Raw genomic sequence first — 25,947 nt, 5'->3', positions numbered from 1 at the left:
CTATATTTATTCACATGAAAATCTTACAAACGATTCTAAGCTGCTTACTTATTACACTAATGGGTGGACATCTTGTTGCACAGGAAAAAACCAAGGGGATTATTATGGAACTTGTCAGCGGTGAGAAAATTGAGGCTGCACAAATTCAAAATTTAAGAACCAAGGCTGAAGTACAGACCAATAGAGATGGCTCCTTTGCAATTGACGCCAATATTAACGACCTCTTGTTAATCAAGGCTGTGGGATATGAACAAGATACTGTCTTCATTTATGATAGCAGCTTACGCAGAATCTATTTGAACAGAATGAATAATGTTATCGAACTCAATGAAGTTGTCGTAGAACGGATGACAGACAGTAGACTTGCTGCTGAAATCCAGCGCGAGAAGACTTTAGGAAAGTATTCCGACGCAAGTCAAAACCGCGGCGGAGTGCGAATTTCTCCAAGCCGTATATTTAGCAAAGAGGGAAAACAGGCACGTTCAAATCACAAACTCCTCGTCGCAGAACTTGAGAAAAGAGCAGTTGATCGAAAATTCACCGAAAATCTGATCAAAGAATTGACTCCGCTCAATGGTTCAGATCTAGCCCTGTTTAAGGAAAGGTTTAGACCTTCCTATAAATTTATTCAAAACAGCACCCAAGAGACTCTGAAGGTCTATATCATGGATAGCTATAAAAAATTTAACGAGAAAAAATAAAAAACAAACACTTTTATCACGTGATTGTCAGAAGGTTTTAAACTGTAATAATTTTTATTTCAGTTTAAAACCTTTTCTGTTACTTTGTGTTATAATTTAGAAAAATCAGCAGAGGATGTTACACAACTTGAGGTTCGCAACAGCATTACACATTATGGTTCTGGCACAGTTAGAAGAGTCAAATCAATGGCTTTCTTCTGAATATATTGCGTCAAGCATCCAGGTCAATGCAAGTGTGGTTCGCAAAGAAATTGCATCTCTCAAAACAGCATCTTTACTGACAAGTAAAGAAGGTAAGGGCGGCGGTATTCGCATAAATCCCGAGAATCCAACGATTACCTTGGCTGATATTTATATCAGCACCAAGCAAACCGATTTCGGCGGGAAATTTAACAATCCCAATCCGGCCTGTATTGTGGGCAAAAATATCAACTCCAAACTCCAGGATCTGTATCAGGAAGTCGACACTGATATTGTACAGCGTTTGGAAAAGATAACCCTGGCTGATTTTAGCAAAACATTTAATTAAAGGAAACATGAAAGTAGCAGTAATTGGATCCACAGGATACGTAGGATCTCATCTCGTAAAAGAATTGGTAAACCGTAACTATGACGTAGTCGCCATCGCCCGCCACATCGAAAATATTCCATCGAGTGAAAAAGTAACCAAACTCCAAGTAGATATCAATGATAATAATCAATTGGTTTCTGCGCTAAAAGGTGTTGATGTTGTTGTTTCGGCTTTCAATGCCGGATGGACCAACCCTAATCTATACGAAGATTTTACAAAAGGTGCATTGGCCATCCAACAGGCTGTTAAAGATGCCGGTATCAATCGTTTCATTGTTATTGGTGGTGCAGGAAGTTTATTGGTTGATGGAAATAGACTGGTCGATTCACCGGATTTTCCCAAAGAAATTAAACCTGGGGCATTAGCTGCAGCAGATTATCTGAATACCATCCGGAAAGAAGATCAACTTACCTGGACCATGTTTAGTCCTGCTATAGAAATGAATTCCCATGCTGGTGGAACTCGCACCGGAAAATACCGCACAGGCCTTGATGCTCCGGTATTTGATCAGGATGGTCGTTCTAGATTATCAGTAGAGGATCTTGCTGTAGCAATAGCAGACGAAATTGAGAACAAACAATTCGTCAATAAACGCTTTACAGCAGCGTATTAGTACCCAAACAAGCATTTGATTCAGATTTTATTACAAAAGGGAGGAGCAATCTTCCCTTTTTTCATTGAGATCATTTATATTTGACATTAATTAAACAATTGAAAAGCTAAATAATCGTAAAGAATTAATCCTATGCTATTTAAAAAATCGATTCCTCAACTCATTGCTGAAGCAAATGAAAATGGAGAACACACGCTAAAGAGGACACTGTCCAGCTCGGGCCTTATCGCCCTCGGTGTCGGGGCCATCATTGGGGCAGGACTTTTCTCCCTAACAGGGATTGCCGCTGCTGAAAATGCAGGGCCAGCTGTTATCCTATCTTTCATTATCGCAGCAGTAGGCTGTGGGTTCGCAGGTCTTTGTTATGCCGAATTTGCCTCTATGATTCCTGTTGCCGGAAGTGCTTACACATATTCCTACGCCACAATGGGTGAATTTGTTGCCTGGATTATCGGCTGGGATCTCGTCCTAGAATATGCACTAGCAGGAGCTACAGTAGCCGTCAGCTGGTCTCAGTATTTCAACCAGCTCCTGATGATATTTCATATCCAGCTCCCCGACACCCTGCTCAAAGGCCCTTGGGAAGGTGGGGTAGTCAATCTGCCGGCCATCATTATTGTTTGTTTACTATCGCTGTTACTGATGCGTGGCACACAGGAATCATCCCGGGTAAACAATATATTGGTTATCCTAAAAGTTGGGGTAGTATTGATTTTTATCGCCTTGGGATGGAGCTTTATCAATCCTGCAAACCACGATCCATTTATCCCTACAAATGCAGGCGAAGAGCTTGTGAAAAGTGGACAACAAAGCTTTTGGTCATTTTTAAAGAGTGATGACTTCGGTCACTTTGGTATCAGTGGTGTATTGCGCGCTGCTGGGGTTGTCTTTTTTGCATTCATCGGCTTTGACGCAGTGAGTACAGCTGCCCAGGAAGCGAAAGATCCAAAAAAAGGTATGCCAATCGGTATCATCGGCTCGTTAATAATCTGTACACTTTTGTATGTTTTATTCTCTTACGTCATGACAGGTATCGAAAACTATACGATGTTCAAAGGTGATGCTAAACCAGTTGCGACAGCTTTTGCTCGAACAGGCTATCATTTCTTAAATACAGCGTTGATTCTTACGATTATTGCAGGATATACTTCAGTTATTCTCGTGATGTTACTTGGTCAGAGCCGCGTATTTTATTCGATGAGTAAAGATGGTTTGCTTCCAAAGATATTTTCAGACTTATCCAAAAGACAGACTCCTTGGAAAACAAATGCTATTTTCATGGTATTCGTAAGTATATTCGCAGGTTTCGTTCCAGTTTCTGATCTTGGGCATATGGTAAGTATTGGTACCCTATTTGCCTTCACCCTTGTATGTGTAGGTATTCTAGTACTACGTAAAACAGATCCTAATTTGGAGCGCCCATTTAAAACACCATTGGTTCCTTTCGTTCCGATCATGGGTATCTTGGTCTGTATTTTAATGATGGCCTCATTGCCAATTGAAAGCTGGGAGCGTTTAGCGGTCTGGCTCGCTTTAGGCTTATTGATTTACTTTGTATACGGTAAAAAACATAGTGTCATTAGAAAACAACATCAGAACCAACAAAATATTGGTTAAACATAAAAAAAGGCTTCTTTATTAAGAAGCCTTTTTTATGTTTAAGAAATCTAATCGCACATTCTTATTACAGCGCACTCAGTTTAAAATATCCATTCGCAATGGTATCTTCTTCTAGACCGATCTTTGGCGTAATTTGAATACTATACAGCTCTTTATCATGAGGTAATAGCAAATCTTCTATCTCATAAATATCATCAACATCCAAACCGTACTTATCATCGATATGTGCCGAACTGTGGTGCTTCCAAAAAACAGTGCGTTTTGCCTTTTCAGTCGCCTTGGCCAAACTAGATGCTACAATAAGTTCTTTGTAATGGAACTCGTCAAATTCATTCGGTTTGTAGCCACCTAAATTGACAAAAAACAACTTCAATTCTGAATCAATAGCCTGTTCATTCCCCCTTTCAGTAACCTTGATCTCATATTCCCCAATCTTATGGACAATACGGTACGCATCAATGTGAATTTTACCGTCTGCCTCGGGCCAAAAATCTTTAATGGGATCGACAAAATCCTTGAGCTCATTACCAATACCAAAGAAAATGTCATGCTGTTCTGTCCGTCTATTTTTCGGTTTACAACCGATCAAAATCATAAATAATTTCATAGTCAAAAATCAGTCTTTCAATGTTCGTGCTAGAATATCCAGTTTATTTTTCATCGATCTGTGCGTACGAATCATGGATATTTCGTAACTTAAGCCCTATAAACAATAAAAATAACTATTATCCACCACATTTAACATATATTATATCTTCACAATGCACAAAATATTCCTATCATTTGCGTTACTATTCTTATCATTACTGTCCTTTGGTCAAAAAGCCGCTACCGATAAAAAACTCGAATCACAGATTAAACAGCTGATTCAGGGTTTTCAAGGCGATGTCGGCATTTATGTACACCATCTCAAAAAAAACAAAGAAGTCAACATCCAGGGCGACAGCATTTTCCCGACGGCAAGTATTGTCAAAATCCCCATTTTAGTCGGCATCTTTGATAAAATTGAAAAAGGTGAACTACAACTTGATCAGCAACTGCTCTACCGTGCTAGTCAACGATATGGCGGCTCAGGGCTGATGCAATTTTTTAAGGACAGTACACAAGTTGACCTGAAAACCTTGGTTGCGCTTATGCTATCGTATAGTGATAATGTAACCAGCATTTGGAACCAAAAACTTGCGGGAGGAGGAGTCGCGATCAATAAGTTAATGAGCGATTTTCAACTGGCCAACACACGTGTCAACTCACAGACAGAGGGGCGGAAGCCAGATTGGGAAAGATATGGCTGGGGCCAGACTACACCAAAAGAAATGGCCGACTTGGTCACACTAATCCGACAAGGCAAAGTTGTATCCCAAAAATCTTCCGATCAGATGTATCGTTTTATGGGCAACATGTTCTATGATGAAAGAGGACTATCGCAAATCCCATCCACTGTTAAAACAGCTTCAAAAACAGGCTCTTTAGATGACGTACGCAATGAGGTCATTTTGGTCAATGCGCCGAAAGGAGATTACGTTTTCAGTATTTTCACCAAAAACAATGTAGACAAAAGCTGGGGTAAAACAAATGAAGCAGAGGTGCTTACCCGTAAGCTTTCCAAATTATTATGGGATTATTACCAATAAACCTATTTAAGTCAATATTATAAAGATGTGATATAAAAAAGGGGGGCACTCAAAAAAGTGCTCCCCTTCCCTATCGTTCAAATGAAATACGTCAACTAATTTTTCAACGCTTCACCTACATTTTTAGCTTTCCGACTAATATCGTCACCTACTTTTTTGGAAGCATCTTTTACATCTTTAGCAGCCTCTTTGGTTCCGGTAGCAACATCATTTGCAACTTTCTTCGTACCGTCAGCGACATCTTTTGCAGCGTCTTTTGTTTTATCAACAGCCGTATTTGTCGCATCTACTGTCGCATCTTTTGCGTCTTTCAATCCCTCTTTTACATCTTCTCCAGCATTACGCAAAGCATCCTTGGTTTTTTCCCAGGCAGTGTTAGCTTCTTCAGAAGCAGCTCGAGCCTTTTCCTCGGCGGCTTTATCGCCTTTTGCGATAGCTTCATCCAAATCCTTTTTCGCCTGCTCTGCTTTCAAACGGGCATTTTCCTCCGCATTTTTTAAATCTGCGATTGCCGCATCTACATGCTCACCGACTGTTTTTGCCGAATCTGTCGCTGTAGTGTCTTTTTTCTCCGAATTGTTGCAAGAAGACATGACCAATGCTCCTGCTACGACTGCTAAAAGTGCAATTTTTTTCATTATAAATTGATTTATGAGTGTAGTTTTCAACGGCTCATCAGAGCACGTATACATCAATATACAACTTCTATGCCAATTAGACAAAATTATTGCTTCGGATAGATTGTTCCTTTTGCAGCTTCCAGTGTATTTTTCAATAAACCGACGATCGTCATTAACCCAACTCCGCCCGGTACAGGTGTAATCCAGGATGCTTTAGGAGCAACATTTTCAAAATCGACATCACCATATAGCTTAAAACCAGATTTCGTTGCTGTAGAAGTTTCTCTATTAATACCGACATCAATTACTACTGCCCCATCTTTCACCATGTCTGCTGTAACAAAATTTTTCTTACCGATTGCCGCAACAACGATATCACCCCGCAAAACCTCTGTTTTAAGGTCTTTTGTGCGACTATGTGTTAATGTTACAGTACAATTACCTGGATTGGAATTACGAGCCAGTAAGATACTCATCGGCGATCCTACGATATTGCTTCTTCCAACCACTACGGCGTGCTTGCCTGCTGTATCGATCTTATAATAATCCAACATCAACATAATACCATATGGCGTAGCTGGAATAAAACAAGGAAGATTACGTTGCATACGTCCGAGGTTGATCGGATGGAAACCATCCACATCTTTGCGGTAATCAATTGCTTCGGTAACTTTATCTGGATCAATATGTTTTGGTAAAGGCAACTGAACAATCAAACCATCGATAGACTCATCCTGATTGATTTCTTTGACCTTAGCGATCAATTCATCCTCTGTTATGTTTTCATCATAACGAATGTTTGTTGATTCAAAGCCGACCAGTTGACAGTTGCGCATTTTGCTAGCTACATAGGTTTCGCTACCACCATCATTCCCCACAAGGATAGCAACCAAATGAGGCTTACGGCCAGTCTGTGTCGTAAATTCAGCCGCATCTAACGCAATTTGTTCTTTAATTTTTTCGGAAACTAGTTTACCATCTAAAAGATTCATGTTTAGGAGATTTTATTGTATTTAAAAGGAGCTCAAGAGCTCCTTTATTATTGTGTTATTTTGATTAATCTAATTTCAATACCGCCATAAATGCAGATTGCGGAATCTCTACGTTCCCAACCTGACGCATGCGTTTCTTACCTTTCTTTTGTTTTTCCAAAAGCTTACGCTTCCGGGAGATATCACCACCATAACATTTTGCCGTAACATCTTTACGTAAAGCTGAGATCGTCTCCCGGGCAATAATCTTTGCACCGATTGACGCCTGGATACGAATTTCAAATTGTTGACGGGGTAACAGTTCTTTTAGTTTTTCACAGATCTTTTTACCAAAATCATACGCGTTGCTCCGATGTATCAACGATGACAAGGCATCTACAGGTTCATCGTTCAATCGAATATCCAGTTTTACCAAATCTGACTTGCGATAACCAATCTGGTGGTAATCAAATGAAGCGTAACCTTTAGAGATTGTTTTCAACTTATCATAAAAGTCAAATACAATTTCTCCCATTGGCATTTCAAAAACCAATTCAACACGATCTGAAGTCAAATAATGCTGGTTCATGATCGTACCGCGTTTTTGGATACAAAGTGACATAATTGGTCCAACGAAATCCGATTTCGTAATAATATTAGCTTTAATATATGGCTCTTCGATTGAATCCAATTTACTTGGATCCGGTAGATCAGAAGGATTATGTACGATCACTTCCTCTTTATCTTTGGTCATATAGGCCTTATAGGATACGTTGGGAACTGTCGTGATCACCGTCATATCAAACTCGCGCTCTAGGCGTTCTTGAATAATCTCCATGTGAAGCATACCCAAGAAACCACAACGGAAACCGAAACCCAAGGCTGCCGACGACTCTGGTTCAAACACCAAAGAAGCATCGTTTAGCTGCAAACGGTGCATCGATTCACGCAACTCCTCGTAATCCTCCGTATCTACAGGATAAATACCCGCAAAGACCATCGGTTTCACCTCTTCAAACCCTTGGATAGCCTCAGAACAAGGACGATCTTTATGCGTAATGGTATCCCCTACTTTCACCTCCCGTGCCTCCTTGATACCAGAGATAATATAACCTACATCACCGGTCTTAATGACTTCTTTAGGTACTTGATTCAACTTCAGTGTACCAATTTCATCGGCAAAATATTCTTTCCCAGTAGCAACAAATTTCACGCGGTCGCCCTTGCGGATTTCACCATTTTCAACTTTAAAATAAGCCATGATACCACGGAATGAGTTGAAAACAGAGTCAAAAATCAAGGCTTGCAAAGGTCCATCAGGATCACCCACTGGATGTGGAATACGGTCCACAATAGCTTCCAAAATATCCGGAACACCAAGACCAGTTTTACCAGATGCAGGAATAATCGCATCGCGGTCACCACCGATCAAATCCACAATCTGATCTTTGACTTCTTCCGGCATAGCACCAGGAAGGTCCATTTTGTTGAGAATTGGGATGATTTCCAAATCATGCTCCAACGCTAGATATAAATTTGAAATCGTTTGCGCCTGAATACCTTGAGATGCATCAACGATCAATAAAGCGCCCTCGCAGGCAGCAATTGAACGCGACACCTCATAAGAAAAATCCACGTGTCCCGGGGTATCAATCAGGTTCAAAATATATTCCTGACCATCTCTTTTATAATTCATTTGGATGGCGTGACTCTTGATCGTAATACCACGTTCACGTTCCAAATCCATATTATCAAGTAATTGTGCCTGTGCCTCACGCTGACTGATGGTATTGGTATACTCTAAAAGGCGGTCTGCCAAAGTACTTTTGCCATGGTCAATATGCGCAATAATACAGAAATTACGAATGTGCTTCATATAGGATTTTTAAACTCTTTTGCTAAAAGGCAAAGATACCTTTTTTTATATATATTTATATAAACTAGCTTTTTTTTAGTTTACTATACGCGAAGACATCAGACTAGACACTATTCCTATTAAGAACGGTAGAAACTGCATCCGCTATTCAGCAATAGCATATAAAAAATGTTTCTGATTTCGTGTAACATTGTCTGTGTCCCACGAAATTCGTCCTCGAAATTGCTCCGAACGAATTGGGCAATTGTCGACCTGACAATATTGGCAGCACTGTGGAAGACAAGGATCCGCATGAACGAAAAATTCGGTCCGTACCGACATCTCCTTATTAACAATCTTATCCACAGCAGAAATTTCATCGTGCACCTGGATAAGGTCAAGGTAACGGGGTAGTGTGAGATGGCAATCTACATGGAGTTCGTTCCCATAGCGCTGTACACGAAGATTATGAACATCAATCCATTCATCTTTCCGATTGCGCTCCAAGATTTCGACGACATCTTGTACGAGCGCTGTATCCGATTCATCCATCAATCCACCGATCGATTGGCGAAGTAGCTTATAACCATTGAAGAGGATAAAAAGCCCCAATACAATTGAAATGACCACATCGATCCATTGGAAACCTGTCAGTCTCATCAATAGTAAACCCAGTATCAATCCGACCGTACTATAGGCATCTACCTGCAGATGTTTTCCGTCCGCCACCAAGGTAATAGAGCCCAATGCACGTCCACGCTTCATGATATAGAATCCTACTGCAAAATTTATCACAGATGTAATACCGATCAAATAAATCCCTTGTTCAAGGTGCGTTAACGCTGCCGGAAAGAAAAGATTGTAACAAGCCTTGGCTAAGATAATGGCGCCGGCGATAAAAATAAGTCCACCTTCCAAAAACACCGAAAAGAACTCCACTTTACCATGCCCGTAGGGATGATTCTCATCCTTAGGTTGCGCCGAAAGATAAATACTATAAAATGCAAAACCCGAAGCAATCACATTAACGATACTCTCTGCCGCATCTGTAAAGATTGCACTGGAGTCCGTTAAAAAGTAGGCAAAAAACTTCACAATCATCAAACCTATTCCCGTAAAAAGCGATAGTAAAACCAATCTTCTTTGTCTTGACATGATGCTTATCTTCTATATGAAACCTTCTATGAGCTAATGATGAAATGAGGACTAGCCAGCATTTTTGTGAGCGCAAAGGTAAAGATATAACGACAAATCAGAACGATTAGTTTTGAACATCCAACATCAGGGATCAATTAAATAACTGTGCTAAATCGCTTCAACTGCCCTTTTATTAAAAAAGCCCAATAAAAGAGCTACTTTTCTTTGTAAATTCTCAAAAATAAAGAAGATTATTTGCAACGTATATAATATCTTTGTCTTACCATGAGCACATCATCATACTTATCAGACAGGATAAATAATTTGTCCGAATCGGCTACACTTAAAATGACCAAGTTGGGCCGCGAATTAGCAGCGAAAGGCGTTAATGTAATTAGCCTTAGCGTAGGTGAACCTGATTTCAACACCCCTGAGCATGTAAAAGATGCAGCGAAGAAAGCCCTAGATGAAAACTGGACGCGTTATTCGCCGGTACCGGGATACCCTGAGTTGCGCCAGGCAATTGTAAACAAGTTGAAGACAGAAAACAATTTAGATTATGATATCTCTCAAATTGTTGTTTCTACAGGTGCGAAACAATCCCTGTCTAATGTAATTTTGACGTTGATCAACCCGGGTGATGAGGTAATTATCCCAACACCGTATTGGGTATCATACTCCGAAATGGTCGTTTTAGCAGAAGGAAAATCGGTATTTATCAATACAGAGATCGACAATAACTTTAAGATTACACCAGCACAATTGGAAGCGGCAATTACACCAAAAACCAAATTGTTTATGTTCTCTTCGCCAAACAACCCCACAGGAACAGTTTACAGCAAAGATGAATTGGCTGCATTAGCTGAAGTTTTCGAAAAACATCCACAGGTATTTATCCTATCCGATGAAATCTACGAGCATATCAACTTTGTAGACAAACACGAATCCATCGCACAATTTGAAAGCATCAAAGATAGAGTAATTATCATAAATGGCTTTTCAAAAGCATTTGCAATGACGGGATGGCGTTTAGGTTATATCGCTGCCAACAAAACCATTGCTGCCGCGAATGATAAATTACAAGGACAGACAACCTCAGGTACATGTTCAATTTCTCAACGTGCAGGAATCGTCGCTTATGAACAAGGATTAGAATCTGTCAACAAAATGAAAGAAGCTTTCGCTCGTCGTCGCCAATTGGTATACGATCTATTGACTGAAATCCCTGGCGTAAGAACAAATCTTCCAGAGGGCGCATTCTATTTCTTCCCAGAAATCTCTTCGTTCTTTGGTAAAAAAGACCAAGATGGTAATGTCATTAAAAACTCATCTGATTTGGCATTGTACTTATTGAATGTTGGTCACGTAGCTACAGTAGGTGGAGATTCATTCGGTAACGACAATTACATCCGCTTGTCTTATGCTGCTTCAGACGAAAGTTTGATTGAAGCTTTGAAAAGAATCAAAGAAGCATTAGGAAAACTGGCCTAATCTCCTATCCAAATATAAAAAAGAGCTCAGAGGAGCTCTTTTTTTATGCAGTTCTAATTTTCCTCCTAAATTTTCGGCGCAGCCTAAACGCCTATTCGGTCAAATATCATCTCAGCCCCATAATTTAAGCAGATGTTATCGCTTGAAATAAATATTTATTACATTTACTCCTATGAGTATTTTAACAGAAAAATTTAAAACGCAGCACGACACGGCTCCGTTTTCACAGATAAAAAACGAAGATTATATTCCCGCATTTGATGAGGCTATTCAGAAGACAAAAGATGAAGTCGATGCTATCGTCAACAATCCCGAAACGGCAACTTTCGACAATACCATCGCTGCTATGTCCTACTCTGGACAGACACTAGATCGTTTGTCCAATATCTTTTTCAATCTGCATTCCGCTGAAACCAATGCTGATCTCGAAAAGATCGCACAGGATGTCGCCCCAAAACTATCTGCTTTAGGCAATGATATCACCTTAAATTTCGATCTTTTCAAAAGGGTTAAGGCTGTATACGACCAGAAGGATCAACTGACATTGACGGCAGAGCAAACCACCTTATTGGAAAAATCCTATAAGGATTTTGTACGCAACGGCGCACTTTTAAATGATGAACAGAAAGAAAAGCTCCGCGAAATAGATGCCGAGCTATCGCTTTTAAAATTGAAATTCGGGGAGAATGTCCTGGCCGAAACCAATGCCTATCAGCTGTTGGTAACAGACGAAAAAGATCTTGCTGGACTTCCAGAGGGTGCTGTAGAAGCTGCCCATGCTTTGGCTAAAGCCAAGGAAAAAGAAGGCTGGCTTTTTACCCTGGATTTCCCGAGCTATCTTCCTTTTGTCACTTATGCCGACAATCGGGAACTTCGCAAAGAAATTACCCTCGCCGCAGGCCGTAAAGCTTTTCAGGATAACGAGCACAACAACGTAGACAATGTCCTTAAAATTGTAAAACTGCGCTTCGAACGTGCTAACTTATTAGGCTACGCCACCCATGCAGACTTTGTCCTTGCCGAACGTATGGCGCAAAACCCAAGTAAAGTCACCGAATTCCTAAACGACCTCCTTGGAAAAGCGAAACCAGCGGCAGTGAAAGAATTTGCAGAATTATCCCAATTTGCAAAAAACATGCATGGCATAGACCAATTGGAAAAATGGGATGGCGCCTATTATGCCGAAAAGCTGAAACAGGAACGCTTTAATTTGGACGATGAAAAGCTCAAACCTTATTTCAAACTCGAAAATGTCTTACAAGGTGCATTTGAAGTAGCCCATCGCTTGTTTGGCATCAACTTCAAGGAAGTCGATACAATAGATACCTACCACGAAGAAGTACAAACATTTGAGGTCAGTAAAGACAACGGTGAATTAGTCGCTATCTTCTATGCCGATTTCTTCCCGCGTAAAGGAAAGAGAAATGGGGCCTGGATGACATCTTTCAAACCACAGTACATTCAACAGGGTAAACAAGAACGTCCGCATGTCTCCATTGTTTGCAATTTTACGCGTCCTACAGCTTCAAAACCTTCGCTGTTGACCTTTCAGGAAGTGACCACATTATTTCACGAATTTGGACATGCCCTACATGGTATGCTAGCTGATAGCACTTATCCTACACTATCTGGAACCTCTGTATATTGGGATTTTGTCGAGTTACCGAGTCAGGTGATGGAAAACTGGTGCTACGAAAAAGAAGCTCTTGAGCTATTTGCCAAACACTATGAAACTGGCGAAGTGATTCCGATTGAACTTGTCGAAAAGATCCGAGAAAGCGCTTCATTTCTTGAGGGTATGGCAACAATGCGCCAATTGAGCTTTGGTCTATTGGATATGGGCTGGCATGGACAGGATCCAACCGCGATCTCGGACCTCAAATCATTCGAAGATCAACAGTTTGCTTCGACAAAACTCTATCCCGATGTCAAGGACAATGCCATGAGCACAGCCTTCTCCCATATTTTCAATGGCGGTTATTCTTCGGGCTATTACAGCTATAAATGGGCCGAAGTACTGGATGCAGATGCATTTGACTACTTTAAACAAAACGGTATTTTCAATAAGGAAATCGCAACCAAATTCAAGGATAATATTCTTTCAAAAGGTGGAACCGAACATCCAATGGTTCTTTACAAACGTTTCCGGGGACAAGAACCTTCGGTAGAACCTTTGTTGAAAAGGGCTGGATTGATCAAATAATTGGATTGATCAAATAATTGGATTGATCAAATAATAAAAAAGCTGGATTTTATATCCAGCTTTTTTATTGGAAACATAAATCCATCAAGAACTTTCTGCCTATCAAAATCCCTGTAAAAATAACAGAACACTCAGCCAGTCAAATAAGGTTCGATTCTTTAGCAATTTTATTAAAGCATCATTTGTTTTCCATTCAGAACCAAAGCATTAAACAAGAATCGCACGTATCTTGCTGATTAAGCAAAAAAATAGTACCTTTGTAAGACATAATTGGGGTTGACCGGAATTGACAGGATGGAGACGGTTATGTAAGCATGTAGTGCGTTGTTAGTAGAGCACTTTAATCTGAACTTTCAGAATTATAACTGGCGAAGAAAACTACGCCTTAGCTGCTTAAGTTAGACTTAACATAGCTATTTGTCCCGTTAGATCCTGTTCTTTGGTTTAACATTCGGGGCATCGAACAATAGAACTGGCAAGTGTGATGTTGCTAAGCACTTGTGAGAAACAGCAACTACGGCGTACGGTATAGGTAAGCGACTCACCTTCCCTCGCTCGACAATTAAAGAGAAGCTAAACATGTAGAAAGCGTATACAGTACCATGACTGGACGAGAGTTCGAATCTCTCCAGCTCCACAAACAAAAAAGCCTAACTCACGTTAGGCTTTTTTGTTTATTCTAGAATACCTTTGTAGACGGCATCCCGTAAGACACCTCCTGCTGTATCTCCCGCGTATTCCCAGTACATCGCACCGAGTAGTCCTGTCGTGTACATAATCGCATTTAAGTGCAATCGATTCTGGCGTTTCATAAGTCAGTACAAAATCCCCTTTATCGTTGACAAGATAATGCGCTTTAGCCTCATCGTCCCATTTCTGCTCAAAGCCCTGAAGTGAAAGCAGATCTTTATAATCGATAAAACTCTTGACTTCAGTTTTATTGCCCCGACCATAGAATGGAATTCCCAGCACCAATTTTTCAACAGGCATACCGCCCTCGATGTGGGCCTTAACGGCCTCCACACAAGTTGTATGTCCAGATAAAGGTGAACGGTGTAAACTCGCGTGATGATAAGGCGGATGACCCGAATCATAAGTCATGATATTCACAAAATCCACATCATTCTTAATCTTGTCAAAAGCAATATACTTACCGTTCGCAACAGAAGCCAAAGTCAACAGTTTCTTCTTACCAATAGCCTTGCGGATATCGTGCATGAGCAAGGTGAAATTCTCCGTATCCGCTAAAGAAGACGAGATCCCTGCAGAAGAATTCGTTGGATATTCCCAGTCAATGTCAATACCATCAAGATTAAATTCCCTCATCACACGCCAGCAGTCTTTGGCAAACTTTTGCCGATTAGATTCATTAGCAGCCATTTCGCTAAACCGACCGCTTCCCCAGCCGCCAACGGACAGCAATACCTTTAGATGTGGATGTGTTTTCTTAAGATCCGTAATAGCCTTCAATCTAGATTCATTATCTATACGTAGGCCGTCAAAGCTGTCGCTGACATGTGCAAAGGCATAATTGATATGCGTCAGATAAGTCGGATCAGGCATCACTTTAGACCAGGAAGTGACATAGGCGATAACAACTTTTTTGTTTTTCGCTCGTGCACAACTTACACTAGGATACAACAATAAAGTCAATAACAGAACAGTGAAGGTCTGACTAAATATTGATTTCAATTTACATTCCATAATAGCTTCTTATTTTGTTTCTAGATGATAGTGATCGTTCTAATATATAATCCGTAAAGCATTCACATTTGATGCTTACTCGCTAGCTAAAGTTTCAGATAAATATGTAGCTTCTTCATCAATATTGCATACCACAACATGGCTAAAGCCCAAAGCAATGAACCGGCAATAGCTAAGCTCATATAATCCGATTGTTTATAGAAGAATAGTGGTAGATGAAAACCCCAACAGACAAAGTAGATCAGATCAGGAGCAAGATAGGTCGTTAATGAGTTCTTTCCGGCCTCCTCAAACAATCCTATCCCGCGATGGTAGCCTTTCACATCAATGAAATAATAAAGTGGTATCAAAAGCAATACGCTAATCCCGCAACAAACCAATGCCCAGCTCGGCGTACCATGGATCTTGATATTGCATGTCTTTCGGATAATGATTCCAAATCAGAAAAACGAATACATACAGCAGTGCCAACCACAACAAATGTGACATCCCCGTCAACTGTGGATCAACTCGCGAACCATTCAATATCAATACACCAATAAGCAATAAACTTAATGTTCTGATCAGCATATGAACAAAAATGACCGCTGTCGATGAACCTATCTTTTCCCTGGCCGCAACAGCATAAGGCACTGCCATTCCAACCATAAAAAGAAATCCCGGAAATACCCAATCCGCCAATCCCATTCCGTCCTCATCTGCTTCCGAATGAACCAGCCATTTAGGTACACCTGGAATAAACAAGTCATTGACAAATAACATCAAGAACAGCGTGAAACCACGCATAACATCCATTGAACGGATTCGGATTTTAGGTACAGCTTGCAATGCGTTCATAATTGATTCGTTGTATTCAAAAAAGTAGCTAACAGCATGGCTGCTAGCCAATCTCTTCCCTAGATCCTTCTTAGCTAATTTTTTAGTGATTTTATGGCGACCGGAACTCGGTGAAAAATTCCTGTTTAGAAAAGTTCCTGTATAACTAAACGAAAAGACAAGCTATTTCGCTAAGATCTATCATCAATAACGCTGATGTGTCTTCGTTGAATGATCTAAGATGAGAAAAAAAATAACACTATGTAGTGAAATATTTGTTCAAATTAGTGTAAATTTCACTCATAAAATACAGAAATCGTGCAATTTACCCCTGTGATCGATATAAATCAGCCAGAAAAACAACAAGAAATGTCTCACATGTATGAATTGTTACCTTTATGAAGGGTAATTGTATTGCATATAAAAAGCAATTTATCTAAGTTTGACAAAAACAGATTTAATATAAAGCCGATCTTCATGAAATTCATTCTTTTTATCTGCTTGTTATTCGCAACACAGGCTATCTTCGGGCAGCATATCAGAGTCGTCCAAACAACAATTAAACAGTACAAACCATGAATCAATTAAAATTTCGCGACGCAGCACAACATGATTTACCACGCATAGTAGAAATATACAACTCTACAATAGCCTCCCGCATGGTTACTGCAGACACTGCCCCAGTATCTGTTGCCAGTAGACAAAAATGGTTTGACGAACATAACGCTTCGAAAAGACCCCTGTGGCTGATAGAAGATGAAAATAACCAGATACTTGGATGGGTAAGTTTTCAATCTTTCTATGGTCGTCCAGCTTATGACGCAACAGTAGAAATCAGTATCTATTTGGATGAACAGCAACGTGGTCGAGGCCTGGGTAAACAGATTCTCCAGTACTGCATTGATAAAGCCCCAGGTTTAGGCGTACATACCTTATTGGGATTTATCTTTGCACACAATCTTCCAAGCATCGCATTATTTGAAAAGACGGGTTTCAAGGAATGGGCCAACTTACCCAATATAGCAACCTTGGATCAGGAAGAACGTAGTCTAAAAATATTAGGTATACGAATTAAATAACAGCGTGACAATCTAATTACCCGTCATCAAAAATAAAATTGTTAAATTACAGTATTCATTAGATAAGATCTTTAATTCGGCAATATGAAACATTTTATCCAATTCTCCTTGATGCTGATTGCTTATGTATTCTTCTTTTCCAGCCCCCTGTTGGCACAAAATCCAGACCGTACTAAAACTATCCCGATCGCAAGTAATTCGGCATATAACAAGATAATACAAGTGCTTCAGGATGGTGGTTATTTTATTGTACAGCTCGATCGGCCTTCGGGATTTATTCAAACCAGTACATATCTTGAAAACAATAATCTCCTAAGCAATAAAGAAGGAGAAAAATTATTTTTCAACTTCCTGATCAGCCCTTTACAAGCTGAAAGATCAAAAATAGTTCTAAATATATTTTCAATAGAAAGGCGTAAAGGCGGGAGTTTTGACGCACCTAATTATTATGATGAAGATAAGGGAATCGTCCGGAACAATAAAGCCTACCAGCAAATTTGGGATAAGATACTCCCGCTATTTCAATAAGTACAATCAAGATAAAGCCCAGCTGATCTCAGTTCACCTGGGCTTTTATAATAAAAAAAATTAGATCGAGATGGTCAGCAAAGGAACATCCAGCCCCGAGGCCATCATACGCGTCTTACTTCGATGGGTCAATGAACTCCAAAAACCGTACCTATAGGGGATCATAACCAGCAGATCCGTACTGCTTTCTTTTACCTCGTCCCGGATAGCTTTTACGACCTCATTGGACGTTACATTTTTGTAGTAATAACTTACGATTCCCATCACATCGTTGATGGTTTCACGTGTTTCTTTTCCTTTTTCCTCATTCAGCTGCTCAACAGTTTTTCGAATATTGAGAACCTCCAGTACCGCACCAAATTCAGCGGCAAAATCCTTGACTTTTTCAAGAATTTCCTTTTGTACACCACGAACAATATCACAGGCAAAAAGAATATGCTCCAGACCCGTAAATTTTGCGCCCAGCGGAACGGAAAGGATAGGTATTTTTAACTTACTGATTGCTGCCGTGGTGGTATTCCCCAGCATGTCCTGATCAAAGGAACGTTTGGCCATTCCCATCACCAACAAATCCGCATTCGTCTCCTGGATGCATTTTGTCATCTGGTCATAAAACAAACCTGCCGCAAGATAAGGAATAGTCAAAACACCACTTTCGGCCGTAATCGCCTCGGCTTTACGTCGTAAAACCTTACTTTGATGTTCAAAAATCTTGAACATAGAATCGGGAGAAAGTCGAGCGTTCATTGCATGAATGGAAGGATTTTGAAGAGAAAATAAAACGAGCTCGTATTCTTTTCCTGCAAAAACTTCCATAATAAACTTTAAGGCATGTTCGGCCTCTTCAGCATAGTCTGTGGCAACAATAATCCGTTTCATATGGTCTAATTTAATTCAATAAAAAATCCCTTTTTATTACATTCAAGTTAACGAAAAATAATAAATCTATCAAACGGAGAATTGTCTCAACTGGGTCAGTTTTCTCCCTATTTTTGGCTATTTTAAGTAGCTAGCCTTTACAAAAGATGCTTTTTTCAGATAATCGATACTTTGTTGTAAACCGGTATAAATATCGTTACGTGTTTCTTCCAGCTCAACAAAAATATATTGCAGGCCAGCAACTTTTGAATTGTTAAAAATTGCATCGAAACCGACCATACCACTTTGGCCAATTTCGCGGTGGTCCTTAATGTGCAAAGCCTTGAATCTGCCCGCATATTTATTGAAGTAATCAACCGGACTAACTTGCCCCATGACCGCCCAATAGACGTCCATCTCGAAGAATACATGTTCAGGATTTGTATGCTCTAACATATAATCGTACATCACTTTATCTTCCACTTTTCTAAACTCATGCGAGTGGTTGTGGTATCCGTAAATGATTCCTTGCTGACGGCATTTCGCACCCACAGCATCCAGGTAGCGACATTGCGTTTCCAGATCCTTAAGTGTTTTAGGTACATCCATCCAAGGCGTGACGATGTATTTCATTCCCGCTGCTTTGTGCGTAGCAATACATTCGTCCCACCATTTTAGGGATTCTGTAAAATCTCCAGAGCTTAACTCTTTCTCTGATAGCGTTTTCGTTGCATGTGATGAAATCACCTTCATTCCAGCTTTTTCAACTTTTGCCTTAAACTCTTGTGGGCTCAAGTTATATAATTTACCATCTTTGTATCCAGCAGCTTCCACTCCTGTATAACCCAATGCTGAGATCTTTTGCAGAATCTGGTCGAAATTGGCGTTTTTACCGATTTCTTCACGTACAGAATATAACTGTAGACCAATTTCCTTTTTTGCAGCTTTCTGTTGTGCAAATGTTGGACTAACAGCCAACATCATACATCCAGCTACCAATGTTCCGATAAGAGTTCTTCTTTTCATTTAGTGCTCAATTATTTATTACAGACTTCGTTTAACGCAAAATTATTTGTAAACGCAGGTTTACAGGTTGTTTAGGTTTGTCGCGTTAATTATAGCCGCAATGTATGCAAATACTCGAAAAAACACAATGCTTTACCGTTTTATTTATTCACGTCGCGTGCTCAGCGCTCCATAACATGCTTTTTTATAGGAATAAAAATATACCCAACTCAACGATTTACAATTTGCAACTGTTCTATTTACAATAACAAACAAGTTGAGTGATGGAAAATAAATATGAAACCCCCGAACATAGCGATCAAAAACAGGAAGAGAAACTACCTGATGTTGCCGTTGAGGAAAAAGATGATGAACCTGCCGGTCGAAATCTCAAACGTACACTTATTATTGCAGTATGTGTGTTGATTGTGTTTTATCTGATTTATTATTTTATGAGTGGACAATAACAGGCGAATAGCCGCAACCATGCAACTCACCACAGCTCCGGCGGAACTTGACGGATTCTTGGAAACCGAAGCCGGGCAAGTCGACTTTTGTCGTCATACACAATCTGGTAGAATCTGACCAAAATTTCGGTCATTGTGCCGACGTACTCGACAATTTACCACGGCTCCGGTGGAACTTGACGGATTCTTGGAAACCGAAGCCAGGTAAATCGACAATATCTGCTTAAATAATTTCGTTTTTCATTCGCCTGTGTGCTACTAGATAATAACTTTTTATATTGGTTTACACAGGACGGTGACGTAGGGTCTATTTACTAAACAAATCTCAGTACCGATTAAATCATCTGTTATAACAAATATAAAAGAAAAAATAATAAATACAAATTTTTAAACAAAATAATGAACTATATTTTGCGCAAATTGTCATTCAATTCGTTGTATGACGGATGAAGACAAAGCATTACTGGAAACAATTGGTTTACGCTTTCGCGCGAAACGAAATGATCTTTATTATTCACTACGGGATCTATCCCATCTAACAGGCATTTCAACAGGAACACTCAATGGTATAGAAAAGGGAAAAGACTTAACGCTCACAAACTTTTTAACTTTATGCCGCAGCCTGGAAATCCAACCGACGGTATTTTTTCAGCATGATATTGTTTTTAATTCGCCCTATTCCCTACCTCCTGATGCGCAGGAAAGAATCACGCTAAGCAAAAAACTGGATGACCTCGTCTATCATTCGGATTTTTTCCACTCAGCACGACGTGTTTCGGAGGTGTTGGTCCAATTGGGTATTGACAAGAGCCAAAGCAACAAATTCTCTGTTTATCTAACCAACTATTGTGAAGAGGGAGCCCTCGTCTATCAGCAGCATGGTAACTATAAAATCTATCGTAAAAAAAAGGTAAATAAAAAGGACTAAACTTCTTTGTTGGAAAGTTCACGAAAACGGTTTGCCCTTCTAAACGTTCCCAAATCATTAAAACGAACCCCATACTTGCGCAAAATTTCTTGTGCCTTCTTGCGCCCAATATGACGTACGTAAAATGTCTCATTGACGACAAAATGATGGATGCTATGTGTCCAACCGAAAAAGAAACAAAACAATTGCATCGGAAAAGTCCACCAAACTGTCAATACCTGCGTTTGCTCAATAACATTTCCAGCTTCGACATCGCCAAAATAATGCATGTTTGATGTAATAAAATGTAAACAAAATTGGCGTAATAAGTTTGGTAATAGAATAACATAAATGATCCAACGCAAACTTATCAACATGTTATCAACATAGTGTGGAAAACTCAAATTCACTCCAAAAACCACTCTTAACCAATCAAATAATAGGTCTGCAAAGAAGAAATATAAGATCACATGTGCAAAAATCGTCACTGGAACAATGCTTAAAAACATAATCCGTTTTAGTTTTGAAGAAGTCTCCAATTTTAGATTCCCATTTTTCACCTCTTTGTCCATATCATTAAACATACGATGCAGCCGAAAGAGCCCGCCCAATACAACATCGGCCGTTGTTACCAAACGTTTGATCGACCACTGCTCGCCATTCGTCACACTGCGTTCCTCAACATCATGTAATGTACCCGAAAATTTATGATGATGATGATGCAAGGTCCTGCGTATCCAGGGATTGACAGTCAATGGGCGTAATATCCATACACTAAAAAGCATAAAATGATGAACCACTTTTTGTCTTTTAAAATAAAGCCAGTGAATCAGATCATGTTCTATTTCATGTAAAACACCCATAAAAAAGGCATTACTGACAATCATAAGCCAAGTCGGAACAAGAGCGCGAGACCAAGCTATCGATACAACAACAATGGCCAGGATCGCTAGTGCAAATATGGCCATTCCGATACTGTTCTGACTTTTTAAGATGGGGTACATTCCTTTAAGCTGTTGATAGGAAAGATTTATTTCCCTCCTAATCTGGCTCGACTTTTCCTGATGTGTCAATTCGATGTGATTTTATCGGTAAAAATAAGGATTTTTTCGCAGACATCTAACATGTTAGGTAGAATGCCCCTACCTACCAATAACCATAATAAGCTCTAAAAATATTTCCAAAAGCTGTAACAAAACGAACGGGCCCCAAAATATGTGATCCCACTATTTACCGTACTACTAGGTTAACGTATCAGCCAACTTCTAATATCTATCAGTCAAAGCAGATCATTCATCGGATCTGCTTTTTTTATGCAAACCATTATTTCAGCAACAAGGGATCTCATCCAAAAAAAATAATTCCCTAAAAGGGATTTGATAGGGACTTTATAGGGACCTGATAGGGACCTCATTCGGATGAAAGCGTTTCAGCTCCCTATTAGCCCCCTATAATGTAACAGTTTATTTACAATAAATCGAGGTGTTGGTCTAAACTTATCCACCACTTGTACGTTAGTAAAAGCCTATGAACTTTAATTTAATACTATGGCAAATGTAAAACACGGTATAAACGGTCCTCCTTCTGGTAAGGTCGGTGCAGTTGTTTTTTGTAAATGGAAAGAAATCAATTATGTCCGATCTCTTCCAAGAGTGAATAAAAGAAGGCCGCTTTCGGATAAGGAAGTTAACAACCGAAACAAATTTGGACTTATGCAGCAATTCTTAAGTCCCTACAAAAAAATTATACGGCTCGGCTTCGCAAACTACACCAAAAATATGACAGCTTATAATGCTGCAATGTCCTACAACCTTCACCATGCCATGCAAAAAGACGATGAAGGTTTTCATATCGATTATGAAAAGATTGCCCTAAGCCGAGGGTTGGACGAAGAGATTACAGGGGCAACATTTCAATTGTTGAACGAAACTATCCATATCACTTGGGAACTAAAAAACTCCGAAAAACTCTTGCATGAAGATCTGACAGATTTCCGAACCTTGGTACTCCTCATTCCTGAGAATCCAATAAACGGTTCACAAGGTGTTTTACTTAATAATTACATCATGGATTTACAAGAATCTATTCAAATACCGAAACTAACCCGAAGTGATACATATCACTTATATCTAGGTTTTATTGCAGCTGACGGGACTAATCGAAGCATGAATAGCAGCTATCTCGGAAATATAAGCTTGCAAAGAGGATAATGGCACTCTAGGGAAATAAATTCATCAACAGGAGAAATAAGACCATTCGGAAACAAACACACAACACACTTGATTACAATAAGATAACAACATTTTAACACCGAATTCATGTAAATATGCTTACTTCGTATAAGCGATGTGATTTACAATCGATGGTTTCAATAGCCACATCAATTTCGGCCATGAGCCAATCGTCTTTATATCTAGTAGGCATTTGGTTACCCCCTCAGCAATCCTCAACACATATCCATGTGCAAGCCCTACTACTTTCTCTATTCAGTTCGGCAAGCTCATACCTTGCCGAACATTCTAGTATTCATCGGACCAGAACGCTTCTAAAATACTTAACTACTGAAAGGATCTGTCTTTTTCTCCGTTTTTACAATTTTAATCAGATGCTCCAACGCATTTTTCAGACGTTTGGCATCATCTTCTGTTTGGATTGCCCATAAAATTTCATCCGTGCTTGGCGACGACTTGAATCGAATCTGATACCCTGATTTTACCCTGGCAATGACAAGTACATCTGATTTGGCAATATCGCTTCGAAAATGCTGGCCACTGGAAAGAAAGACTGTCAGCACTCTTCCGTCTACCGTCACCGTATCAATTTTTGTATCCTTATAATGATAAGCTACTTTATACAGCTTGTTAATATAGGCCATCGTCTGCTGTTTATTCAAACCGGCGTTTTGGGCTACTGTAGGTATCGCAATACCAATCGCCAAAAAAAAGCACAAGAAGAAATTCTTCATTTATTTATTATTTTTTATTCCCGCATATTTTGCCTCACTATCGACAGCCTGACCGATTCCTTTACACGTTACCTCTATTCACCAAAACATCGCCTCATCCAAATAGCGTGTAACATCAGTCACAACAGCAAAATACGTTCCTTTTATTTATGGCCTAAAAATATAGATTTTATTTACTTTTTTGTCTATGATCCCAAAAACTAAAGTATTTTCAGCAGCAGCCTTTCGATTGCATTTGCTGAAAATACTTTTGGATATTCTTATCTTAATTTATTCTTTCGATCTCGATAAATCCCGTGCATTCTCTGCCATACGGATAAATTCAGCACGATAACCTTCCTCATCTTTGCCTTTGGAAGCTTTTGCGCGCGCGATGAGCTGATCAAAACTGGCCTTTTGCTTAAAATCAGAATCACGAAGTAATAGACCAAGTTCCGCTACCGCAGTGGCGAACTGTAAATCTTCACTCACGCGATTCAATTCCGTAACAGTAGTTCCTATCACCTTTTGTTGCAACTTGCTTTTCTCCCCTTCGGGCTCCTTATACCGAAATTTCACGGTTGCCAGTTCAGCATTTCTCCGCTCAGCTACCGGATCCGCTTGTTGTTGATATTTTAAGGGGTCTACCGTTCCGACCATCCCAGACTCCACACCGACCGGTACAATTTCATATAGGGCTGTCACCACATGACCTACCCCCATATCACCACCCATCTTTTGATCGTCATTGAAATCTTCAGCTTCCAACAAGCGGTTTTCGTACCCCACTAAACGGTATGCCTGCACATAACTGGGATTAAATTCGACCTGGATCTTGACATCTTTCGCAACGGTAAACAAGGTTCCCCCGAATTCGGTCACCATCGCTTTTCGTGCTTCAGAAATGTTGTCGATATACGCATAATTCCCATGCCCTTTGTCTGCAAGGATTTCCATCTTACTGTCCTTCAGATTCCCCATGCCATACCCCAATACTGTGAGGAAAACCCCCGATTTACTTTCTTTGGCAATCAGCTCTTCCATCGATTCGTCACTGCTTTCCCCAACATTGAAATCGCCGTCACTAGCCAAAATAATCCGGTTGTTTCCACCTTTGATAAATTGTTGCTTCGCAATTTCGTAAGCCTTCTTAATTCCTGCAGCTCCAGCCGTACTTCCACCGGCTTCCAGCTCCTCAATAGCCGATTTAATTTTCATCTTTTCATCACCGGGCGTACTCTCCAGTTTTACCCCTGCCGATCCAGCATAGGTCACAATGGCAACATGGTCTACAGCACGTAGTTGATCAACCAACATCTTCAGCGAAGCTTTCACCAAAGGCAGACGCCCCGGTCCCATCATTGATCCCGACACATCGATCAAAAACACCAGATTGGAAGCTTTAAGATTCGCCGTCGGTATATCTTTCGCCTTTAATGTTACGCGCATGAGCTGATGTGTAGTATTCCAGGGTGCCTTGGTCAATTCGGTGACGATATTTACAGGTTCACCATTTTTAGGTCCAGCCACTTGATACTGAAAGTAATTGATCATCTCTTCAACCCGTACTGCGTCTTTTTCAGGCAGAGTTCCCGAATTGATAAATCGACGCACATTACTATAGGAAGCAGCATCAACATCGGCTGCAAAGGTCGATAAAGGCTCTTTACGTGGATTGATAAAGCTATTTTCCTTCAACTTTTGATAAGATTCTTGGTTCTGATTAGGCACATACGCCGTTCCTCTAATATACAAACCCGATACTTGCCCAGACAAAGCTGCATTAACATTCATCACCGATGCCGTCTGACGCTTCGCCTTGTGCTCATATCCGGTCACCACAACCTCATCCAGCGCATTATTTTGCTGCACCAACGCCACATCAACCGTTGTCCGATGGTTGACCGCTATCCGCTGCTCAAGATATCCGATATAACTAAAAATCAAGATGTTTTTACCATCAAGGACTTGAATACGATAGTTTCCCTTGTCATCGGTCTGCACATGTGCTTTGGTTGCAGCATTGTTCACCTGTACCCCCACAATTGCCATTCCTGTATTCGCATCGACAACCTTCCCCCTAACCTCATATCCTTGCTTGGCATATCCGCCTAAGGATAGCAACAAGCCTATTACAAAAAGTATTGCTCTCATATCTTTTACATTTTTGCCAAGGGATGCCTCAAATATTAAATTTCCATAAACCAGAAAAAAAAAATATTTTTA

25 protein-coding genes and 1 other RNA gene are annotated in these 25,947 nt (G+C 40.0%); 13 read left to right on the top strand and 13 right to left on the bottom strand.

All coding sequences use genetic code 11. The features are described from left to right. Positions 1 to 14 precede the first annotated feature (14 nt). The 4 genes from AACH28_RS20705 to AACH28_RS20690 all read left to right on the top strand — a co-directional run bounded on the left by AACH28_RS20705 (position 15) and on the right by AACH28_RS20690 (position 3,502). On the top strand, positions 15 to 701 hold the full coding sequence (locus tag AACH28_RS20705) for a carboxypeptidase-like regulatory domain-containing protein (protein WP_201638668.1): 687 nt from the start codon (positions 15 to 17) through the stop codon (positions 699 to 701). 115 nt (positions 702 to 816) lie between these two features. Next, on the top strand, positions 817 to 1,230 hold the full coding sequence (locus AACH28_RS20700; RefSeq protein ID WP_201638667.1) for an Rrf2 family transcriptional regulator: 414 nt from the start codon (positions 817 to 819) through the stop codon (positions 1,228 to 1,230). Positions 1,231 to 1,237: 7 nt separating this feature from the next. Beyond that, positions 1,238 to 1,885 carry an NAD(P)H-binding protein gene (locus tag AACH28_RS20695; RefSeq protein WP_341831382.1) on the top strand — a complete coding sequence of 216 codons (648 nt, stop codon included), beginning with the start codon at positions 1,238 to 1,240 and terminating at the stop codon, positions 1,883 to 1,885. A gap of 132 nt (positions 1,886 to 2,017) precedes the next feature. Next, positions 2,018 to 3,502 carry an amino acid permease gene (locus tag AACH28_RS20690; RefSeq protein ID WP_341831381.1) on the top strand — a complete coding sequence of 495 codons (1,485 nt, stop codon included), beginning with the start codon at positions 2,018 to 2,020 and terminating at the stop codon, positions 3,500 to 3,502. A 67-nt stretch (positions 3,503 to 3,569) separates the two neighbouring features. On the opposite strand, the gene AACH28_RS20685 is transcribed toward AACH28_RS20690, so the two are convergent. Beyond that, complete coding sequence (locus AACH28_RS20685) at positions 3,570 to 4,112, bottom strand: DUF1543 domain-containing protein (RefSeq protein WP_201638664.1); 543 nt, start codon at positions 4,110 to 4,112, stop codon at positions 3,570 to 3,572. A 154-nt stretch (positions 4,113 to 4,266) separates the two neighbouring features. On the opposite strand from AACH28_RS20685, the gene AACH28_RS20680 reads away from it, so the two are divergent. Further along, positions 4,267 to 5,136, top strand: a complete 870-nt coding sequence (locus tag AACH28_RS20680) for a serine hydrolase (RefSeq protein WP_201638663.1) — start codon at positions 4,267 to 4,269, stop codon at positions 5,134 to 5,136. A gap of 95 nt (positions 5,137 to 5,231) precedes the next feature. Here AACH28_RS20680 and AACH28_RS20675 read toward each other — a convergent pair whose 3' ends face one another. The 4 genes from AACH28_RS20675 to AACH28_RS20660 form a co-directional block, all read right to left on the bottom strand. After that, positions 5,232 to 5,774 (bottom strand): hypothetical protein, encoded by a 543-nt coding sequence (locus AACH28_RS20675; protein ID WP_115046770.1) that lies wholly within the window; start codon positions 5,772 to 5,774, stop codon positions 5,232 to 5,234. An 86-nt stretch (positions 5,775 to 5,860) separates the two neighbouring features. Continuing rightward, the gene (locus AACH28_RS20670) at positions 5,861 to 6,748 is read right to left on the bottom strand and encodes a bifunctional 5,10-methylenetetrahydrofolate dehydrogenase/5,10-methenyltetrahydrofolate cyclohydrolase (RefSeq protein WP_088162834.1); all 888 of its coding nucleotides are present in this window, start codon (positions 6,746 to 6,748) and stop codon (positions 5,861 to 5,863) included. Positions 6,749 to 6,812: 64 nt separating this feature from the next. Continuing rightward, a complete protein-coding gene (lepA, locus tag AACH28_RS20665; protein ID WP_046672392.1) occupies positions 6,813 to 8,603 on the bottom strand; it encodes a translation elongation factor 4 in 1,791 nt (596 codons plus the stop codon). A 144-nt stretch (positions 8,604 to 8,747) separates the two neighbouring features. Then, positions 8,748 to 9,737 (bottom strand): cation diffusion facilitator family transporter, encoded by a 990-nt coding sequence (locus AACH28_RS20660; RefSeq protein ID WP_153846845.1) that lies wholly within the window; start codon positions 9,735 to 9,737, stop codon positions 8,748 to 8,750. A gap of 267 nt (positions 9,738 to 10,004) precedes the next feature. Between AACH28_RS20660 and AACH28_RS20655 the strand changes: the two genes are divergently transcribed. From AACH28_RS20655 to ssrA, 3 genes are all read left to right on the top strand, one after another. Beyond that, a complete protein-coding gene (locus AACH28_RS20655; protein ID WP_232475608.1) occupies positions 10,005 to 11,210 on the top strand; it encodes a pyridoxal phosphate-dependent aminotransferase in 1,206 nt (401 codons plus the stop codon). 172 nt (positions 11,211 to 11,382) lie between these two features. Then, the gene (locus AACH28_RS20650) at positions 11,383 to 13,413 is read left to right on the top strand and encodes a M3 family metallopeptidase (protein ID WP_286778279.1); all 2,031 of its coding nucleotides are present in this window, start codon (positions 11,383 to 11,385) and stop codon (positions 13,411 to 13,413) included. 272 nt (positions 13,414 to 13,685) lie between these two features. Beyond that, positions 13,686 to 14,053, top strand: a transfer-messenger RNA (tmRNA) gene (gene ssrA, locus AACH28_RS20645). Positions 14,054 to 14,073: 20 nt separating this feature from the next. On the opposite strand, the gene AACH28_RS20640 is transcribed toward ssrA, so the two are convergent. The 3 genes from AACH28_RS20640 to AACH28_RS20630 all read right to left on the bottom strand — a co-directional run bounded on the left by AACH28_RS20640 (position 14,074) and on the right by AACH28_RS20630 (position 15,954). After that, the gene (locus AACH28_RS20640) at positions 14,074 to 15,117 is read right to left on the bottom strand and encodes a glycoside hydrolase family 18 protein (protein WP_341831380.1); all 1,044 of its coding nucleotides are present in this window, start codon (positions 15,115 to 15,117) and stop codon (positions 14,074 to 14,076) included. Positions 15,118 to 15,203: 86 nt separating this feature from the next. Further along, positions 15,204 to 15,467, bottom strand: a complete 264-nt coding sequence (locus AACH28_RS20635; protein WP_341831379.1) for a hypothetical protein — start codon at positions 15,465 to 15,467, stop codon at positions 15,204 to 15,206. A gap of 10 nt (positions 15,468 to 15,477) precedes the next feature. Continuing rightward, on the bottom strand, positions 15,478 to 15,954 hold the full coding sequence (locus AACH28_RS20630; protein ID WP_341831378.1) for a DUF5009 domain-containing protein: 477 nt from the start codon (positions 15,952 to 15,954) through the stop codon (positions 15,478 to 15,480). A gap of 554 nt (positions 15,955 to 16,508) precedes the next feature. Here AACH28_RS20630 and AACH28_RS20625 point away from each other — a divergent pair. Then, positions 16,509 to 17,012: an N-acetyltransferase family protein gene (locus AACH28_RS20625; RefSeq protein ID WP_341831377.1), complete on the top strand. Its 504-nt coding sequence runs from the start codon at positions 16,509 to 16,511 to the stop codon at positions 17,010 to 17,012. Between the two features lie 84 nt (positions 17,013 to 17,096). Beyond that, positions 17,097 to 17,540 (top strand): hypothetical protein, encoded by a 444-nt coding sequence (locus AACH28_RS20620; RefSeq protein ID WP_341831376.1) that lies wholly within the window; start codon positions 17,097 to 17,099, stop codon positions 17,538 to 17,540. A 60-nt stretch (positions 17,541 to 17,600) separates the two neighbouring features. On the opposite strand, the gene AACH28_RS20615 is transcribed toward AACH28_RS20620, so the two are convergent. Both AACH28_RS20615 and AACH28_RS20610 read right to left on the bottom strand, forming a co-directional pair. After that, positions 17,601 to 18,419: a universal stress protein gene (locus AACH28_RS20615; protein ID WP_341831375.1), complete on the bottom strand. Its 819-nt coding sequence runs from the start codon at positions 18,417 to 18,419 to the stop codon at positions 17,601 to 17,603. A 117-nt stretch (positions 18,420 to 18,536) separates the two neighbouring features. Further along, complete coding sequence (locus tag AACH28_RS20610) at positions 18,537 to 19,424, bottom strand: sugar phosphate isomerase/epimerase (RefSeq protein WP_070565810.1); 888 nt, start codon at positions 19,422 to 19,424, stop codon at positions 18,537 to 18,539. A gap of 263 nt (positions 19,425 to 19,687) precedes the next feature. Here AACH28_RS20610 and AACH28_RS20605 point away from each other — a divergent pair, with 263 nt between their 5' ends. Continuing rightward, a complete protein-coding gene (locus tag AACH28_RS20605) occupies positions 19,688 to 19,870 on the top strand; it encodes a hypothetical protein (protein WP_070565808.1) in 183 nt (60 codons plus the stop codon). A 439-nt stretch (positions 19,871 to 20,309) separates the two neighbouring features. Continuing rightward, positions 20,310 to 20,798, top strand: coding sequence for a helix-turn-helix domain-containing protein (locus tag AACH28_RS20600; protein WP_286778275.1), 489 nt, complete (start codon positions 20,310 to 20,312; stop codon positions 20,796 to 20,798). On the opposite strand, the gene AACH28_RS20595 is transcribed toward AACH28_RS20600, so the two are convergent. Beyond that, positions 20,795 to 21,850, bottom strand: coding sequence for a fatty acid desaturase (locus tag AACH28_RS20595; protein WP_341831374.1), 1,056 nt, complete (start codon positions 21,848 to 21,850; stop codon positions 20,795 to 20,797). The two genes, AACH28_RS20600 and AACH28_RS20595, sit on opposite strands and share 4 nt — an antisense overlap. A 474-nt stretch (positions 21,851 to 22,324) precedes the next feature. Here AACH28_RS20595 and AACH28_RS20590 point away from each other — a divergent pair, with 474 nt between their 5' ends. After that, positions 22,325 to 22,987, top strand: coding sequence for a DUF6266 family protein (locus AACH28_RS20590; protein ID WP_341831373.1), 663 nt, complete (start codon positions 22,325 to 22,327; stop codon positions 22,985 to 22,987). A 344-nt stretch (positions 22,988 to 23,331) separates the two neighbouring features. Here AACH28_RS20590 and AACH28_RS20585 read toward each other — a convergent pair whose 3' ends face one another. Together AACH28_RS20585 and AACH28_RS20580 are read right to left on the bottom strand one after the other, a co-directional pair. Continuing rightward, a complete protein-coding gene (locus AACH28_RS20585) occupies positions 23,332 to 23,742 on the bottom strand; it encodes a hypothetical protein (RefSeq protein ID WP_341831372.1) in 411 nt (136 codons plus the stop codon). 270 nt (positions 23,743 to 24,012) lie between these two features. Further along, positions 24,013 to 25,875 (bottom strand): von Willebrand factor type A domain-containing protein, encoded by a 1,863-nt coding sequence (locus AACH28_RS20580; RefSeq protein WP_341831371.1) that lies wholly within the window; start codon positions 25,873 to 25,875, stop codon positions 24,013 to 24,015. Between the last annotated feature and the right edge of the window lie 72 nt (positions 25,876 to 25,947).

The organism is Sphingobacterium thalpophilum (assembly GCF_038396785.1).
GTDB classification, from domain to species: domain Bacteria; phylum Bacteroidota; class Bacteroidia; order Sphingobacteriales; family Sphingobacteriaceae; genus Sphingobacterium; species Sphingobacterium thalpophilum_A.
This window is presented reverse-complemented; position numbering and strand designations above follow the sequence as displayed.